Consider the following 18142-nt stretch of genomic DNA (forward strand, 5'->3'; position numbering starts at 1 on the left):
CAACACGATACTCAGTTAACAACATGCTCAATGAAAGGAAACAGCAATGGACACCCAAAGTGACAACAACACACCGCAACAAATTAGACAGATTTTATACAGTCAATTAATATCCCAAGCTATACAGACTTTCTGTGTCCTCAATTTGCCCGATTTAATTGATACTTCTCACAGTTCAATTGAACAATTAGCAAACCAAACTCAAACCAATCCGGCTGCTCTGGCAAGACTACTTCGAGCACTGACCCAATTTGGTCTCGTCACCAACACGGATGGAAAATTTGCTCTAACCTTATTGGGTAAGAGCCTAACAAGGCAAGCCGTCGCCTCTGCACAACCCACAGCATTGCTGATCAACGGAGAAATCGGGCAGGCCTGGCGTGGTATAACAGAGACTATCCGCAGTGGAAAATCCAGCTTTGAAGCGTTCTATCACGCTACCTTGTTCAAATATCTTGAAGCCAATCCAGAAAAAAGAGCTATTTTTGACCGTTCACAGGATATGGGATTAGAATTGGAAGTCCCTGAATTATTAGATCATCTTGTCATTGGTGAATCAGAAACCGTTTTAGATATTGGGGGAGGTTCAGGCTATCTACTCACGCGCATATTAGAAAAATGGCCGAACAATCAGGGTATTCTCCTTGATTTACCTGTCGCTACAGAGATAGCCCGGAAGAAACTGGCTGAACAAAGAAAAACGGGGCTATTCCAAATCATTGCGGGTGATTTTTTCAAAGCATTACCTGAAAATGCCAGTATTTACCTCCTGTCACATGTACTCCATGATTGGAGCGATGATAATTGCAAAAAAATATTATCAACGTGCCATCGAAGTATGCCTAAAAATGCCATACTCATTATTATCGATTTATTAGCCTCAGACAGAGAAGACACAAGTACAAATAAAACTGCCGCCATGATGGACTTATATATGCTGTCTCTTTTTGGTATTTCTGGCGGTAAGGAACGCACGGAAAAAGAATTTAGAGAATTACTCGAACAAGCTAATTTTACCGTTAACGAGATCACTCAATTACCTAGTGGCAACGGCATTATATATGCCACGCCAAAGTGATACATGGCGCCAATAAACTCGTAACACTAATAAACCAGTAACACCCTAATGCGAATATGCAATGACATATATTACTTTATAGATTATAAAGAACACGGCCTAATCGACCTGATAATTTAGAGCCTAAAGGAATAGGCTTTATAAAATTAATTTAACAGTGTTATTAAATTGGCTGGTATTAATTAATGAATCTTTTTACTTGTCAAACAGGGTTAATTAGCCAAAGTTTTAATTGTAATGTGTAACTATGAGGAAAAATGATGTCAAAGCTCATTTATTATGTCGCTGCAACAATGGATGGTTATATCGCAACGGAAAACCACGAGTTGGATTGGCTCTATGAATTCACACTTGGCGATGATGCCACCCCGTATGATGATTTTTACCAAGGAATTGGCGCGGCCATTATGGGGGCTGAAACTTATGAATGGATCATGAAAAACTCAGCGGATGACTGGCCCTATAAAGATATTCCGTCATTTATTCTTTCTTCAAGAAAACTATCCATTCCTGTCGGGATCAACGCGGTAGTCACCCAAGAATCCCCTAAGTCCATCGCTTCCAAGGCAAGACTGGCAGCAAAAGACAAAGATGTCTGGGTCGTGGGAGGAGGAAAAACAGCTGCATGTTTTGCTAATGCAGGTGAATTGGAACAATTGTTCATTACAACCATTCCCCTATTTCTGGGTTCTGGCGTTAATGTTCTGCCAATTGACCAAAAGATTAAAGTGGTTCCTAAAATGCAGCGATTATTACAAAGTGGTGCTATCGAAACCTTAATGGACGTAAAAATGAGCTAAGTATTAGCACTGCGTGTGACAGTACTTGTTCTTGCCAAGAAACTGTTTCACGCAGCCTATTGACAACACTGGGGAAACAACATGACTCGTATCATTTTGAGCCTGATTTTAGTCGTTGTTCTTGGTTTATCTGTGTATCAAGGTGTCAGCATGGTACAACCGACAACGATGACCACCTTACCCACTCAAGAAACAGGATATGTAAACGTACAAAAAGCGCTAAGCATCATTGCAGCTAAACCACATCCTACCGTATCCACACAGCAAGAACAGATCCGCCGCTATTTACTCACCGAAATTCAGGCAATGGGATACCCTGTTGTCAAGCAACCGTTCCTGTTCACTATTGATGAACTTGTTGCACGTCAGGAAAAAATCTACTCACAACTTGATGAATACCAACGCCGTGCATTCGATGCAGAATTAGCACGAGTCGGCGCTAAAACCCTTGAAGAAGAAGTACGCATCCGCTCAGGGCTAAAACAGGGAAACTCTGCTTACGGCACCAACATCATTGCCAAACGAACGTCTCCTGCTGCTAAAAACACGATATTGATTGTCGCGCATTATGACAGTGTGGGTACTTCCCCTGGGGCAGGTGATGATGGCATGGCTGTTGCGTCCATGTTGCAGCTAATGCGGGATCTGACTCAAGTCACGACGATAAAAAATAATGTTATCTTCTTACTGACCGATGGTGAAGAGTTAGGTTTATTAGGCGCAAATTATTTTGCCAACCAATTGACCGATGAAGAGTTACAATCGATTAGTCTTGTTTTGAATTTTGAAGCAAGGGGAAATCATGGTATTCCTGTATTATTTGAAACCTCGGCTCAACCTTATGCGCTGATGACGGCATTAAATAAGCATTTAAGCAACGTTACTGCATTCTCATTTACCCCTTTGATATATGATATTTTACAGAACGATACTGATTACACGGTATTTAAAGAAAAAGGGATAGCAGGGCTGAATTTTGCAGTCGTACAAGGCTTCGAACATTATCACAGAATGAGCGATACGCTAGAAAATCTTTCCCCTGAAACCTTATTTCAATACCAAAATACCGTGAGAAAAGTGGGTTATTATTTTGTCGTACAGCAAGATATGGAACGACTGAAACATAATAAAGATGCAGTTTACTTCCCATTACCCTTATACGGTTTAGTTATAATCCCCCCCAATGTCACCTCTGCCCTTGGCATCAGTACTTTAATTCTTTGTTTATTCTGGGGGAAACATCTTTTTCACAATCAGATGAATCGTAATGTAAAAAAATCTTACAGACAGATCCCCTTTATTTTTATTGGGTTACTCTGTGCAATAATTTCGATAAAAATACCCGCTCTGTCTTATTTAATTACCATTCCGTGCCTATTTTTATTAATTTCACATATCATTCTATTTAAATTTAATCGATTTTATCTCGCGCTCATTATCACAACATTAGGAATATACTTGTCAAGCCTCTTATATACGCCTGTGGTTTACCTGATCAATAGCGGATTACAAAGCTTACTATTTGCTTTCATTATAGCCTTAATACCGACAATCATATGGAGTATAAATTATTGGTGTTTATGGCGATCAATACCTCATTCATTCACGAAAAACCGATAGATAACCGGTTAAAATTCCCGTGAACCTGTTTTTCCAACCACACCATTCACAAGGATATCATCGAATTGAATAACATTCTGCGCCGTCACGGGGCGCAGATCCAAGCTCTGACTCGATAAGGTACAGAGTTCTTTTTATTTTACCAACCGATAACATAAATCTATAAGTCACATCTATTAATTACCGAAAAAACTAAAAACCCGATAACAATCAGGACTATGAATATAAAAAATCCTTTAATTTCAAATCAATGGCCTAAAATGTGATCTAAAACTCAAACAAAGCAACTTTTCATATTCAAAATATGAAAATCTGTCTAGGATTAACCAGCTATTATTTCAGTCTATTCATTATCTCATCATGAGAGAAATCATTCTGTTAATCGCAAAATTCCATTATTGATCACTCCTGCCACACAAAGGAGAAAAGGCATGAAGAAAAAACAAATAAATCAAAAGGATATTGATAATCTTATTACCTTGATTGGTGGTAAAGAAAATATCGCTTCCGTCAGCCATTGTATTACCCGCCTCAGATTCGTTCTCAATACACCAGAAAATGCCGATGCCAAAGCCATTGAAGAGTTGCCAATGGTCAAGGGATGCTTCACTAATGCCGGACAATTTCAGGTCGTAATTGGGACGAATGTGGATGTCTATTACAAAGCTCTGCTTGAAACCACAGGGAAACAATCCGTTAATAAAGAAGAAGTTAAACAAGTTGCTCGCCAAAATATGAAATGGTATGAAAATGCAATTTCACATTTTGCTGAGATCTTCTTCCCATTACTGCCAGCCCTGATCAGCGGCGGTTTAATCCTCGGTTTTCGTAATCTGATCGGCGATATCCCGTTTAGTGAAGGTAAATCGCTCGCGCAACTCTATCCTGTCTGGCAAAGTATCTATGATTTTCTCTGGCTAATTGGTGAAGCCGTATTCTTCTACCTCCCTGTGGGGATCTGTTGGTCTGCTGTCAGAAAGATGGGGGGAACACCTATTCTGGGGATTATTCTCGGCATTACCCTGGTTTCCCCGCAATTGATGAATGCTTACCTGCTTGGGCAACAAACGCCAGAAGTCTGGAATTTCGGCTGGTTTACCATTTCTAAAGTCGGTTATCAGGCACAGGTTATTCCTTCCCTATTAGCTGGCCTGACGTTAGGGTGGATTGAAACGCGGCTGAAAAAATGGGTACCAGACTATCTCTATCTTGTTATTGTCCCTGTCACTTCTCTGATACTGGCCGTCCTCCTTGCCCATGCCTTGATAGGCCCTGCTGGACGCGCTATCGGGGATGGTGTTGCCTGGGTTGTTAAAAGTCTAATGACGGGTAGCTTTGCCCCTATCGGAGCCGCGTTGTTTGGTTTCTTCTACGCACCGTTAGTGATTACAGGTGTCCACCAAACTACACTGGCTATCGACCTGCAAATGATCCAAAGCACCGGAGGCACCCCAATCTGGCCGATTATTGCGCTATCTAATATCGCTCAAGGTTCTGCCGTTGTCGGCATTGTCTGGGCAAGCAAGAAACAAAAAGAACGCGAAATTTCTGTTCCCGCGGCCATTTCAGCCTATCTGGGGGTCACCGAACCTGCCATGTATGGTATCAACCTTAAATACCGTTACCCCATGTTCTGCGCAATGATTGGCGCAGCTCTGGCTGGACTGGTTTGTGGGTTCAACCATGTGACCGCCAATGGTATCGGCGTTGGCGGAATACCGGGAATTCTTTCTATCAAGCCGCAGTTCTGGATGGTTTATTTGATTGCCATGCTCATCGCGATTGCTGTGCCATTCCTGCTGACCGTTCTGGCTTATCGTAGAAATGAACGCAACGCGCTCTTACCCAAAGCCGATCTTACCTAATAAACAGGCCAATTAATTTTGTAGGTATCTATTTATGACGGAACAAAAACCATGGTGGATGGATAGCGTTATCTACCAAATTTATCCAAAAAGCTTTCAGGATAGTACTGGTAGCGGTACGGGAGATATCAACGGGATCACCCAACGGCTGGATTATCTACAGCGTCTCGGTGTTGAGGCCATTTGGATCACGCCGATTTATCCCTCCCCGCAGGTTGATAATGGCTATGATGTCGCTGATTACTGTGCCATCAATCCTGATTATGGCTGCATGGAAGACTTTGATAATTTGGTGCAAAATGCCCATCGCCGTGGCATTCGCATTATTTTGGATATGGTTTTCAATCACACCTCAACCCAACACCCGTGGTTCCAGGCGGCACAGGACATGAATAGCCCCTACCGCCAGTTTTATATCTGGCGGGAGGGTACTGAAGGTTCCCTGCCCAATAACTGGAAATCCAAATTCGGTGGTAATGCGTGGCAATGGCATGCAGAGAGTCAACAATATTACCTCCACCTGTTTGCGGTTGAACAAGCCGATTTAAATTGGGAGCATGAACCGGTTCGCACTGAACTGAAGAAAATCTGTGAATTCTGGGCTGATCGTGGCGTTGATGGCTTGCGTTTGGATGTCATTAACCTTGTCTCAAAACAGCAAGATTATCCTAATGATGATCACGGCGATGGCCGCCGATTCTACACCGATGGCCCACGGATACACGAGTTTCTACAAGAAATGAGCCGTGATGTTTTCCAGCCGAAAGGATTAATGACCGTTGGTGAAATGTCATCCACCCGCCTTGAGAACTGCCAACGTTATGCGGCCCTGGACGGAACGACGCTGTCCATGACGTTTAATTTTCACCATCTAAAAGTTGACTACCCAAATGGAGAAAAATGGACTCAGGCAAAACCAGATTACGTTGAACTGAAAAAGATTTTTTCAACATGGCAGCAGGGTATGCACCAAAAAGCCTGGAATGCGCTTTTCTGGTGCAATCATGATCAGCCGCGCATTGTTTCTCGATTTGGGGATGAACACCAACACCACAAAACTTCTGCCAAAATGCTGGCGATGGTGCTACATGGTATGCAGGGTACGCCTTATATTTATCAGGGCGAAGAGCTGGGCATGACAAACCCTCACTTTACGCGTATTGAGGATTATCGGGATATCGAAAGCCTGAATATGTATCAAGAGCGCATTGAGAAAGGTATGCAAGCAGAGGATATACTGGCAATTTTGGCGCAGAAATCCCGTGATAACAGCCGAACCCCCATGCAATGGAATGATTCAGCAAACGCGGGTTTTACCACCGGAACACCATGGATTGCGCCCGGCAGTAATTACTCAGAGATCAACGCCGAAACCGTATTACAGGATGAAGATTCCGTCTTCTATTGCTACCACAATTTGATTAAATTGAGAAAGCAACAGCCCATTTTGACATACGGTGATTACCTGGATCTGCTGCCAGAGCATCCTTCGCTGTGGTGTTATCTGCGTCGTTGGCAAGATCAAACCTTGCTGGTCATTGCAAACCTAAGCGCTGAAACCCAACATTGGTCTCCAGAACCGGCACTTTTAAACAAAGAATGGCAGGTATTGATGAGCAATTACCCATCACCGGCAACAGTAGATCATGAAATTAAAATTAAACCTTATGAATCAATATATCTAATATCCAAATGATAATATTATTTATATATCGTCATTTTACATAATGTATTGTTTATAAAACATTTAAAAAAACATACCTCACTAAAAATAAAATGAGGTATGTTTTTCTCTTTCAAAAAAAACGCTCAAAAACATAAATTCACTTCATACTCATTCGATACAAAAACATTATTTAAATTCTGCTTGACATTCTACAATCCCGACTATAATTAAAAGTAACACATAAAAATAATAATGTTTTGTTACTTTTAATAAGGGGAAATAATCATGTCTAAACCTAAAGAATATGCAAAAATCATACTCGTTAATAGTACAACTTCCGCTTGGAAAGCGATATCCAACACTACCCAAAATGTGGTTCTTGAAAACTTACCAGACTCACTTACCCCTAAAGAATTTGGATATATTTTTATTTCATGTTATTACGATGATGATATAACCAATTGTAATTTTGACATAAAATATCAAATAATGGATTCAGAAAATACTACTTTCAGAATACGTGGAAGGTATAAAAAAGAGCTTGGACGATTTGATTTAGAAGTTTATCTGGAAAATTTAAAAACCAGCACCCATCAAAAAGGGTCTATAGTCAGCCTTGGCTGGGAAAAAGATGGATCAATTCAATTATTTTTTATTGGTGATATTGGTAGTTATATAGGACCTAATATAAACCCTGAATCTTGGATGCAAGAAAACATTGATATTTTGGGGAACCAGCCACTAAAAAAAATGTGTATCACCGGTTCTCACGACGCAGGAATGAGTGCCATCACATGGAGTACAAAATTATCCGCAGAATGTAACACTTTGACTCAATCAAATAATATTTTAGGGCAGTTGAAATTAGGTATAAGATATTTTGATATTAGGCCAGTTCTTAGCGATGGTCAATTTTATACTGGTCACTACTTCAAAGCAGGATTCTTTTGGGAAGGTGCTAATGGTGAATCAATTGAGTCTATTATTAATGGAGTTAATCAATTCATAGAATCTCACAATGAATTAATTATCATAAAACTTTCCCACTCCCTGAATTTAGATGTAGGGCTATTGGCTTCATATCGTCCCTTTGACCGCGACCAGTGGTTTGACTTATTTGAGAACTTATCTCACATTGAACATTTATACTATAGCGCATCTACAGGGAATATTTCTGATGTAAGCTTCAATACCTTTACCGCTAATGGAACTCGCCCAGCCATTTTATTCTTTGTAGAAGATAAAGAACCTAATGTTGACTTAGGTGAATATGAAGATGCAGGGTTCTTTTATCTTAGTCAATTAAATATGTATCATCAGTATTCTCATACTGATGAATATGTCGTTATGGCTCGTGACCAACTTAATAAAATGCATGATCATGCTTCAGAGCAATATTTCCAGTTAGAGTGGACACTGACTCAAACCGCTCTAGAAGCATCGACATGTGCCACAGGACTTAGTTTCAGTATTAAAGAATTAGCCGATAAAGCCAATAGAGTGTTAATCGAATACCTTTACCCTAGTACCACAAAAACAGAATATCCTAATATTATTCTTATCGATAATGTGAAAGATACAGCAGCGACAACTTTAGCCTTAGCTATCAATTGGTTAATCTATTACTCTTATTGATAAATAAACCAAGACTCAACAACAGCAGTATATTATTGGCGTGACTAAAAAATATACGCCATACTTTTTGAATCTCAAACAAGGAATATATCATTATGTTTTACTCAAGATACTTAACTTATTTGGGAGTCATCAGTCCACTATTATCTGCCTTTGCACAAGCACAAGTACCATCTCAACAATTATCGCCAGACCAGACAAAATACCTACAACAGCAAATTAATGAACAAGTTACAGATAAATCTACACTACCAATTTTCCCATAAAGGAGAAATAAATGAAATATCTCTGGTTTGTGTTACTTATTTTCTCCCCACTCAGTTTTGCGGCCAGTTTTGACTGTGCCAAAGCCAAGGCACCGGATGAGAAAGCAATTTGTTCAAACCCAAAACTAAATGAGCTGGATGTGGAATTAAGTGTGAAATATCATTTTCTGCGTGGATTGTTTGCCATGGGCGTATCTGGCGAAATGTATGATAACCAAACTGCATGGCTGAAACAGCGCCACAAATGCAAGGGCGATACAACCTGTTTGCTGCAAAGTTACCGCCAACGCATTAATCAGCTTGATACGCTGTATAATTCAATAGAGAAACCGATTTGATAATAAGTCATTGGGACTCAAGGAAGGATTTTCTTTCCTTGAGTTTTTTGTAAAAAATCATGTTACTTTTTCTTATAAATATTTGGGCGAACTATCTGCCAAACACCGTTTTCACAACTAACGGGAGAGTAGCCGAATTTTTCATATAACCAGGGTGCCGTTGACGTCACAAGCATAATTCTACGTAGCCGTTGCATAACAGGATGAGATTGACAACACGTTATCAACCAGCGGCCTAATTGTTGTTTTTGATATTCTTCCAAGACATAAACATCACATAGATAGCCGAACGTCGCAAAATCTGTGACAAGCCTGGCAAATCCTATTTGAGTTTTATCTTTATACAACCCAAATGTCAGGCTGTTTTCAATAGCAGACCGTACCGTTTCGAGATCAATACCTTCCGCCCAACGGGAACGTGTCAGAAATTGATGGATAGCGGCAATATCTAAAAGCGATTTGTCTGTTGAAATTTGGTAGTTTTCTTTCTGCCAATGAAAGTGTTGTGCCATATTTTTATCCAACAGTAATAGTTATTTTCTTTAAAACGCTACTTGGATTCGCATGACAATCACCATTTAAAATAATTCTCATTTGATATTTTTGATACATGTCACTGCCTAGAATGAATTTATATTTAAAATACGTCACTTACTAAAAAGTGAGGTTGGGATTTACTAATCTACTATGTAATTATATTATCTATACCCATCTAACTTCAAGATGCGTGTGATTTCTCCCCGCTTCGCGGGGAGAAATCGGGTTTCATATCGTGTCGTAAATTGCAACTTGAAGTTTAATGCGTATATACTCTATAGAAACTTATGGTTTGGTGTCAGGTAATAAAACAGTAACTTAATAATTTTCAGTATTATCATATATCTAAAATTTTATGGCGTACTTAACTAAATTATAGGGGTTTTCATGAGTAGTAGAAGTGATGTAATAGAAGGAAGGTTAGTTTATACTGAAAAATTAGGGTGGGTAGATACTGGGCATTCAAAAGGTAATGATGCCAGAATGTTAATGGCTGCTATAAATTCAGGTGATGATACTAAAGAATCATACTTTACCATTAAATACACACAATACATGGGGCTTGGATTAAAATATGGCACATCTAAAATAACAAGGTGGAGGGTTAGAAGAGGATTATCTTTAAACGATAAAAAAAGAGTTGCACTTACTATTATGATGTATACCACTCATCTATTTGAAGCGCATCAAGATTCATTTCCCTTTACTTGGTATACAGATAGCGGGTACAGTGGTGAGGATTTGGTTTCAAATCTACTTGGTTTTTATCAGGCTATAAATGGAGTTGATTATTTATTTCAGCTTCAACCTATAAGTAAAGAAGATGCACTAAAAAGATGGGATTATTATGGCTCCATAGGAAAATATAAAAATAAAATGTTTAAGCCTTTATTGTTTCCTGACCCCCAAAAATACCCTAATAATGCTAGACCATATTATTCTTCTTTGCCTACATTTCTTAATAATATATCACCAATCACTGATATAGATAGGAGTCATTTGCTAATACATATTGAAGATAGAACAGGATATAACATACATGCAGTAAGAGATGTGGGGATTGAACTTGAATAAGATTATCAAAATTACATTTATCGCCCTGTTTTTTTTAGGGCTGATTTTTACTATTCCTATTTTATTTGTAGATAATCATTTTTCATATACAAAAAATGACTTTATTAGATATAATTTATTTACTTTTGACGAAATTAAAAACATTCCTATGATTTCAAATAATTATATTATATCTTATGACTCACCAGATGGTGTAAAACCAATGGCCAATTCAATTCTATTTTCAAAGGTAAATCTAAATCGTAAAGTAGAATTAATAAGTTATATTGAAAAATTAGGTTATATAAAAGATATAAACGCATATTGGAATACAGATGGAAGTAAATCTTGGAATAAAGGAAATGTGTTTATACAGATAAAACAAAATGATACTGACCGTACCATTTTGTTCTTAGTTGAGAAGAACTAAAATACATTATCTTCTCTTATACTGTAACCCGATGTGCCAGCAATGTGATGTGTCCATGTTATGCTATCATATGAAATTGTTATATTTTCATATGGTTGCATATCATTATGGCTTAGTGAGTTGGGATAGTGGCTTGAGATATTTTTTATAGTTGCATTTGTTAATTTGATAGAGTAAAACTTTTCTAATCCTCCTGCTGAGCTATTCCTATATATGTCAAGCAGGCAATCTAAATGCTCATTACTTGATATTGCAACGCCTAATAATGGAGATGATTTATCTATAGGCTTTGTTATTATCATAGGCTGATGATTTACATTGTGTTCCCTGCTGATATCGTGATCCACAGAATAAACCAATATCTTATCTCTATTTTCTTCTTGGTATTTATTACCTATTGAATCATAGGTTGAACAACCTGCTGATATCAGCCCCTGCTTTTTACCATTTAAAGTCATGTAAATAATGTTAGCCATTTCATTTCCTTTTGCTTGCTATTTTATGGCCAAAAAATATATAGCTATTTATCTGCCTGTCAATAGCCACACCCATAATTTCCCATAAAACAAAATTGCAATAATAAAAAATATAACATAAAACTCTAAAACATTACCACTCAATGATATCTGTATCGTTACATTAAGCAATATTGATAATTATCATATGAAAGAATGAATTTTTAAACAACCTCTAAAAATGAATATTTAATCTGCTAACTTTAATTATGTCTTGATATGTATAAAAAAATAACGATGTTTTTATTTACCTGCCAGAGATACCCCCCTAAGACCATCTATCAGCTTTGGATTTATGCCACTCCCTCATTATGGCTTCGAATGTGTTGCTTAGCTTGTATTGGCTGGCTAATTTCTTTTGCTTTTTATCAATATTCGGATCTTGCCCCTCAGAAATGAGTTTTTGGGATTCCTCCACGTTTTTTTCTTGCCTCAGCCAAGGAAATGTCAGGATAAACCGCCACCATCAGACAACTTATAATCTTTTTCCTTTGGCTTCCAGGTATCTACTTGATGGGCTGTTAATTTCATTTGGAGGTATATCTTTAAGGAATACATTTTATTGAAGACAAAAGATGGCGGAAGATCACAGGAGTTGAACCTGCCGAGGGCCGCTGGCGGCCCCATCTGGATTTGAAGTCCAGCCGCCCCACCGGGGACGATGATCTTCCATTAATAAAATTGATGAAGAGCAGGGATTATAGCGCGTCTCCAAGAATATCTAAACTTCTCCGCAACTTCACAGATCCCTGACAGAAAAAGAACCTAATTGTTCGCACAAAAGTGCGGCATTAGCATTGAACTCACGATATCTTATCCCCATCTATCGTCAACAACCTATGGGATACGGAACTGGTTTCAGCCTATACCCAAATACACATATAAGGCGCTCATTATGACTAATCCGCTACTGATATCTTCTGCATTGCCTAAGTTCTCTGCAATCGAACCAAAACATGTCGTGCCTGCTGTGAAAGAGACGTTAGCCAATTACCGCCAAGTCATTGAGAAGATTTTATCCGAAAACACCACTTTTACCTGGGATAACCTGTGCCAACCTATTTCAGAAGAGAAAGACAGGCTTTCCCGTATGTGGTCGCCAGTCGAACACCTGAATGCGGTCAAGAATAGTCCAGAGCTTCGCGAAGCCTATGAGCAAAGCCTGTCCCTGCTCTCTGAATTCGATACCTGGTTGGGGCAACACAAAGGGTTATATCAGGCATATAAATCGCTAAAAGAGAGCCAAGTCTTCGAAACGCTTTCCCAGCCCCAGCGCAAGGTTGTTGAAGATACGTTGCGTGATTTTGAATTGACCGGCATTGGCTTACCAGAAGAGAAACAGAAACGTTACGGTGAAATTACTGCTCGTTTATCTGAGCTGGGTGCAAAGTTCGGCAATAATTTGCTGGATGCCACTATGGGATGGACCAAGCTGATTACCGACGAGGGCGATCTGGCCGGTCTGCCTGAAAGTGCCAAAGCCGCAGCCAAGGCCACCGCCGAAGCCAAGGGACTGGATGGGTGGTTGCTGACACTCAATATGCCAAGTTATCTGCCAGTCATGACTTATGGCGATAATCGTGAACTGCGCAAAGAAATGTATTACGCCTATACAACCCGTGCTTCCGATCAAGGGCCAGATGCCGGAAAATGGGATAACAGTGAAGTGATGGCGGAACTACTCGCATTACGTCATGAACTCGCCCAATTACTGGGATTCAAAAACTATGCTGAAAGTTCCCTAGCGACCAAAATGGCTAAAACACCTCAACAAGTACTCGATTTCCTGAACGATCTGGCCAAACGCGCTCATCAACAAGGTCAAGAAGAGTTGGAAGCACTCACTGACTTCGCTAAATCTCACTACGATGTTGATGAGCTGGAAGCGTGGGATCTCACATATTACAGCGAGAAGCAAAAGCAGCATGATTTCTCCATTGATGATGAACAACTGCGTCCTTACTTCCCTGAACAACGAGCGTTGGAAGGACTGTTTGAAGTCATTCGCCGCATTTATGGCATCACCGCCAAAGAGCGCCATGATGTCGATACATGGCACCCTGATGTGCGCTTCTTTGATCTGTATGATGAGCAGCAAGTATTGCGCGGCAGTTTCTACTTAGATCTTTACGCCCGTGAGCATAAACGCGGTGGTGCATGGATGAACAGTTATGTCGGCAGAATGCGTCATGCATCTGGCGAGTTGCAAAACCCGGTCGCTTATCTGACTTGTAATTTTAACAAGCCAGTCGGTGACCAACCTGCCCTGTTTACACACGATGAAGTGACAACACTATTCCATGAGTTTGGGCATGGCTTACACCATATGCTGACCGAGATTGAAGCTCTGGATGTTGCTGGCATCAGTGGCGTGCCGTGGGATGCAGTAGAGTGCCCAAGCCAGTTTATGGAAAACTGGTGCTGGGAGCCGGAAGCATTGGCATTTATCTCCGGTCACTATCAAACTCAGGAGCCACTGCCACAAGAGATGCTGGATAATATGTTGGCAGCCAAAAACTATCAGGCTGCAATGAAAATTCTGCGCCAGCTTGAGTTTGGTCTGTTCGATTTCCGCTTACATGTGGAATATGATCCAGTCAAAGGAGCGCAAATTCTGGAAACGCTGCAATCAGTGAAAAAACAAGTTGCGGTTGTACCATCGCCAGATTGGGGACGCTTCCCGCACTCCTTTAGCCATATCTTTAATGGTGGCTATGCCGCGGGTTATTACAGCTATCTGTGGGCGGATGTGCTGGCAGCCGATGCCTATTCTCGCTTCTCAGAAGAGGGAATTTTCAATCGCACAACCGGTCAGTCATTCCTCGACAATATCTTGACCCGCGGCGGCTCAGAAGATCCAATGACACTGTTTGTCCGCTTCCGGGGCCGTGAACCAGAACTGGATGCAATGCTCGAGAGCTACGGCATCGGCGGATAATGACCTGTGAAGATTTGTTTGATTTGTGAAGAGGGCGCTGATCGCAGCGCCTTATCGTTATTGGCTGAACGTTGGGATCTGATCCACGATGAAGATTCAGTCATGGCCCTGGTATTAACTCCCGAACGACTCGAATTGCGCAAGCGCGATGAACCTAAGCTGGGCGGGATTTATGTCGATTTTGTCAGCGGAACAATGGCGCACCGTCGTCGCTTTGGTGGCGGCCGTGGCGAAGCCGTTGCAAAAGCAGTCGGTATCAAGAAAGATTATTTACCCAATGTTGTGGATGCCACCGCTGGATTGGGACGCGATGCTTTTGTACTGGCCTCTATCGGCTGTCATGTCAGAATGTTAGAACGCAACCCTGTGGTAGCAGCATTGTTGGATGACGGACTACAGCGCGGCTATCAGGATGAAGAGATTGGAAGTTGGCTGAAAGAACGCATGACGCTGATCCACGCCTCAAGCATTACAGCATTGACAGATATTACACCGCCGCCAGATGTGGTTTACCTTGATCCTATGTATCCACACAAACAAAAAAGCGCGCTCGTCAAAAAAGAGATGCGGGTTTTCCAATCACTCGTCGGGGCAGATGAGGATGCTGATAGTTTACTGGAACCGGCCCGTGCATTGGCAAAACGTCGGGTTGTGGTAAAACGGCCAGATTATGCAGAACCACTGGCGGGTATTAAGGCTTCCGCTGCAATTACCACTAAAAATCACCGATTCGATATTTATCCTTGTTAGAAAAATAAACCCCATGTTACATATGGGGTTTTTAAATCATCTGACTAATCCGAATTGAGACATTTACGCCTAGAAATTGATGTGCATCCATCACTTTTTATTCAATTAAAAGAAATCTTTCATATGCTTGAAAGTCTTGGCTCAGCCAGAATCGAAGGCAACCATACAACCCTTGCTGACTATATTGAAAGTAAAATTGAAGGAACTCAGAGCCAAGATGATCAGTTGAAAGAAATTGATAATATTGAAAAAGCAATGAGCTTTATAGATGAATATTTTAAACGTGGTGACGAGATAACAGAGCGTTTTATCAGAGAATTACATACCCTTGCGGTAGATAACTTACAACGCGAAGGAGATAAAACATCCGGTCAATATCGCCATTATGGTGTGAGCATAGGGCAATCAGAACATCTTCCGCCTGATAGCATAAAAGTCCCTGACTATATGAATGAATTAACCGCTTTCATTAACCATGAGGACAGCCCTAAATACGATTTAATGAAAATAGCTCTTGCCCATCATCGCTTTGGTTGGATTCATCCTTTCAGCAACGGAAACGGTCGAACAGTAAGATTGTTAACTTATGCATTACTTATCAAGTATGGATTTAATGTTCAAGCTGGCGGCAGAGTTCTCAATCCTACAGCAGTGTTTTGCAATGATAGAAATAAATATTATGAAATGTTATCAAAAGCAGATCTTGGAACTCGTGAAGGGCTTGAAGAATGGTGTATTTATGTATTAGCTGGTATCTCTACTGAACTAAAAAAGGTTGACCAGTTAACCAATTTACATTTCTTAAGTCAGAAAATTTTATTTCCAGCAATAGCATTTGCTTTAGAAAAGAATGCGCTAAGCAATGTTGAAGCAAAAATACTGAGAAAAGCAGTTACAGTGGGCATTATTAAGGTAGGAGACTTGAAAGAGGTTTTACCTGAGCTTAAGTCAGCGCAAATAACATATCAAATATCTAAACTAGTAGAACAGAAACTATTAAAACCAACATCAAATAAAGCCAGAAGCTACGCGATTAATATATCTCATTCATCTCTGATAAGAGGAGTCATTCAATCATTGAAAAATGAAGGGTTCGTTCCTGGCTTATAACTATCAATACCCTCCATCAATATTGAACTTGGCAAAAACGACAAAAGTCATCAATATCGCCGAACATTTCCACTCATTGTTCATGGCCTGTTCCTCCCCAAAGCAATTTTGGATGTGCACCAAAACCTTGCTCTTGGAACAGGCACTGAGTCAATTCCTTATCCAGAATTCAGATTGACCACGCAATTGGTTATATTAAATAACACCTTGTGACAACATCGCATCCGCCACTTTGACAAAGCCAGCGATATTCGCGCCTTGTACGTAGTTAGTTTGTTTTTCTTCTCCACCATATTCTACGCAAGCCTGATGGATATCGAGCATGATGTGATGTAAGCGAATATCCACTTTTTCTGCTTTCCAACTCAGACGCGCTGCGTTTTGTGCCATTTCCAAACCCGAAGTTGCCACTCCACCCGCATTAGCTGCCTTGCCCGGAGCAAACAAAACACCTGCTTCAAGGAAAGCCGTAGTAGCCTCAATCGTCGCCGGCATATTGGCGCCTTCCGCAACCACTTTCACCCCATTTTTAATCAATGTCTTCGCCGCTTCCAAATCCAATTCGTTCTGCGTCGCACAAGGCAGGGCAATATCCACAGGAATAGACCACGGATCTTGGCCTTTGAGGAAAGTCAGGCCACGCTCTTTGGCATACTCTTCCACACGACCGTAACGCTGGTTTTTGATTTCTTGAAGGTGAGCCAGTTTCTCCGCGGTAAAACCCTCTTCATCCAATACCGTGCCGCCTGAATCCGATACAGTGACGACTTTTGCCCCCAACTCCATGCATTTTTCAATAGAATACTGGGCAACGTTCCCCGCACCGGATACAGATACTCGCATGCCCTCAAGTTCCATGCCATGACGTTTAAGCATTTCATGGGTGAAATAAACCAGCCCATATCCGGTCGCTTCAGGGCGGATCAAGCTGCCACCAAAAGACAGGACCTTACCCGTGAAAACACACGCCGTATTGTTCGACAATTTTTTCATCATACCTGCCATAAAACCGACTTCACGGCTGCCTACACCAATATCTCCGGCAGGCACATCGGTATCTGACCCCAGATGACGGTAAAGTTCTGTCATCAATGCCTGACAAAATCGCATAATTTCACCGTGGCTTTTCCCTTTGGGATCGAAATCAGAACCCCCTTTTCCGCCTCCCATCGGCAGCGTTGTCAACGCATTCTTCAATGTCTGCTCAAAACCTAAAAATTTCAGGATAGAAAGATTCACTGAGGGGTGAAAACGCATTCCACCTTTAAATGGCCCAATAGCAGAACTGAACTGAACCCGCCATGCGCGGTTAACCTGTACTTTCCCTTTATCATCTACCCAGCAGACGCGGAATTGGATAACTCTTTCCGGCTCCACCAGACGTTCCAATAACCCTTGCTCACAATATTGCGGGTTTTGTTGCAGAAAAGGCCAGAGAGAGGTCAACACTTCTCGTACTGCTTGTAGGTATTCTACTTGATGCTGATTACGGGATTGAACCGAATCGAGAAATGAAACTAAAGATAATGAAACATTCATTT

General features: G+C 40.7%; 14 protein-coding genes, 1 tRNA gene and 2 pseudogenes. 12 read left to right on the forward strand and 5 right to left on the reverse strand.

Annotation, left to right across the window (positions count from 1 at the left end):
• Window positions 1-46: 46 nt before the first annotated feature.
• The 7 genes from IQ209_RS11420 to IQ209_RS11450 all read left to right on the forward strand — a co-directional run bounded on the left by IQ209_RS11420 (window position 47) and on the right by IQ209_RS11450 (window position 9268).
• Window positions 47-1078: a methyltransferase gene (locus tag IQ209_RS11420; RefSeq protein ID WP_193851418.1), complete on the forward strand. Its 1032-nt coding sequence runs from the start codon at window positions 47-49 to the stop codon at window positions 1076-1078.
• Window positions 1079-1338: 260 nt separating this feature from the next.
• Window positions 1339-1878: a dihydrofolate reductase family protein gene (locus IQ209_RS11425; RefSeq protein WP_193851419.1), complete on the forward strand. Its 540-nt coding sequence runs from the start codon at window positions 1339-1341 to the stop codon at window positions 1876-1878.
• An 81-nt stretch (window positions 1879-1959) separates the two neighbouring features.
• Complete coding sequence (locus IQ209_RS18330) at window positions 1960-3498, forward strand: M28 family metallopeptidase (RefSeq protein ID WP_228005842.1); 1539 nt, start codon at window positions 1960-1962, stop codon at window positions 3496-3498.
• A gap of 431 nt (window positions 3499-3929) precedes the next feature.
• The gene (gene treB / locus IQ209_RS11435; RefSeq protein ID WP_193851420.1) at window positions 3930-5363 is read left to right on the forward strand and encodes a PTS trehalose transporter subunit IIBC; all 1434 of its coding nucleotides are present in this window, start codon (window positions 3930-3932) and stop codon (window positions 5361-5363) included.
• Between the two features lie 34 nt (window positions 5364-5397).
• Window positions 5398-7059: an alpha,alpha-phosphotrehalase gene (gene treC, locus IQ209_RS11440; RefSeq protein WP_193851421.1), complete on the forward strand. Its 1662-nt coding sequence runs from the start codon at window positions 5398-5400 to the stop codon at window positions 7057-7059.
• A 255-nt stretch (window positions 7060-7314) separates the two neighbouring features.
• The gene (locus IQ209_RS11445; protein WP_193851422.1) at window positions 7315-8664 is read left to right on the forward strand and encodes a hypothetical protein; all 1350 of its coding nucleotides are present in this window, start codon (window positions 7315-7317) and stop codon (window positions 8662-8664) included.
• A 277-nt stretch (window positions 8665-8941) separates the two neighbouring features.
• A complete protein-coding gene (locus IQ209_RS11450; protein WP_193851423.1) occupies window positions 8942-9268 on the forward strand; it encodes a lysozyme inhibitor LprI family protein in 327 nt (108 codons plus the stop codon).
• A gap of 62 nt (window positions 9269-9330) precedes the next feature.
• Here IQ209_RS11450 and IQ209_RS11455 read toward each other — a convergent pair whose 3' ends face one another.
• Window positions 9331-9780, reverse strand: a complete 450-nt coding sequence (locus tag IQ209_RS11455) for a GNAT family N-acetyltransferase (RefSeq protein WP_193851424.1) — start codon at window positions 9778-9780, stop codon at window positions 9331-9333.
• A gap of 412 nt (window positions 9781-10192) precedes the next feature.
• On the opposite strand from IQ209_RS11455, the gene IQ209_RS11460 reads away from it, so the two are divergent.
• Window positions 10193-10879 carry a hypothetical protein gene (locus IQ209_RS11460; protein ID WP_193851425.1) on the forward strand — a complete coding sequence of 229 codons (687 nt, stop codon included), beginning with the start codon at window positions 10193-10195 and terminating at the stop codon, window positions 10877-10879.
• Window positions 10872-11288, forward strand: a complete 417-nt coding sequence (locus IQ209_RS11465) for a hypothetical protein (RefSeq protein ID WP_228005843.1) — start codon at window positions 10872-10874, stop codon at window positions 11286-11288. The genes IQ209_RS11460 and IQ209_RS11465 overlap by 8 nt, the downstream gene beginning before the upstream one ends.
• Here the strand turns inward: IQ209_RS11465 and IQ209_RS11470 are convergent.
• The 3 genes and pseudogenes from IQ209_RS11470 to IQ209_RS11475 form a co-directional block, all read right to left on the reverse strand.
• Window positions 11285-11764, reverse strand: a complete 480-nt coding sequence (locus IQ209_RS11470; protein ID WP_193851427.1) for an Hcp family type VI secretion system effector — start codon at window positions 11762-11764, stop codon at window positions 11285-11287. The two genes, IQ209_RS11465 and IQ209_RS11470, sit on opposite strands and share 4 nt — an antisense overlap.
• 310 nt (window positions 11765-12074) lie before the next feature.
• Window positions 12075-12334, reverse strand: a pseudogene (locus IQ209_RS18335) (integrase arm-type DNA-binding domain-containing protein); the annotation flags it as partial.
• Window positions 12335-12379: 45 nt separating this feature from the next.
• Window positions 12380-12474 (reverse strand) — tRNA-Sec (locus IQ209_RS11475).
• A gap of 224 nt (window positions 12475-12698) precedes the next feature.
• Between IQ209_RS11475 and prlC the strand changes: the two genes are divergently transcribed.
• The 3 genes and pseudogenes from prlC to IQ209_RS11490 form a co-directional block, all read left to right on the forward strand.
• Complete coding sequence (gene prlC, locus IQ209_RS11480) at window positions 12699-14741, forward strand: oligopeptidase A (protein ID WP_193851428.1); 2043 nt, start codon at window positions 12699-12701, stop codon at window positions 14739-14741.
• Window positions 14742-14747: 6 nt separating this feature from the next.
• The gene (gene rsmJ / locus IQ209_RS11485) at window positions 14748-15491 is read left to right on the forward strand and encodes a 16S rRNA (guanine(1516)-N(2))-methyltransferase RsmJ (protein ID WP_193851429.1); all 744 of its coding nucleotides are present in this window, start codon (window positions 14748-14750) and stop codon (window positions 15489-15491) included.
• A 54-nt stretch (window positions 15492-15545) separates the two neighbouring features.
• Window positions 15546-16601: pseudogene (locus IQ209_RS11490) on the forward strand (Fic family protein); the annotation flags it as partial.
• Between the two features lie 195 nt (window positions 16602-16796).
• Here IQ209_RS11490 and gdhA read toward each other — a convergent pair.
• Window positions 16797-18140 carry an NADP-specific glutamate dehydrogenase gene (gene gdhA, locus IQ209_RS11495; RefSeq protein ID WP_193851431.1) on the reverse strand — a complete coding sequence of 448 codons (1344 nt, stop codon included), beginning with the start codon at window positions 18138-18140 and terminating at the stop codon, window positions 16797-16799.
• Window positions 18141-18142 lie beyond the last annotated feature (2 nt).

Source organism: Xenorhabdus sp. BG5, from assembly GCF_015163665.1.
Classification (GTDB): Bacteria; Pseudomonadota; Gammaproteobacteria; order Enterobacterales; family Enterobacteriaceae; genus Xenorhabdus.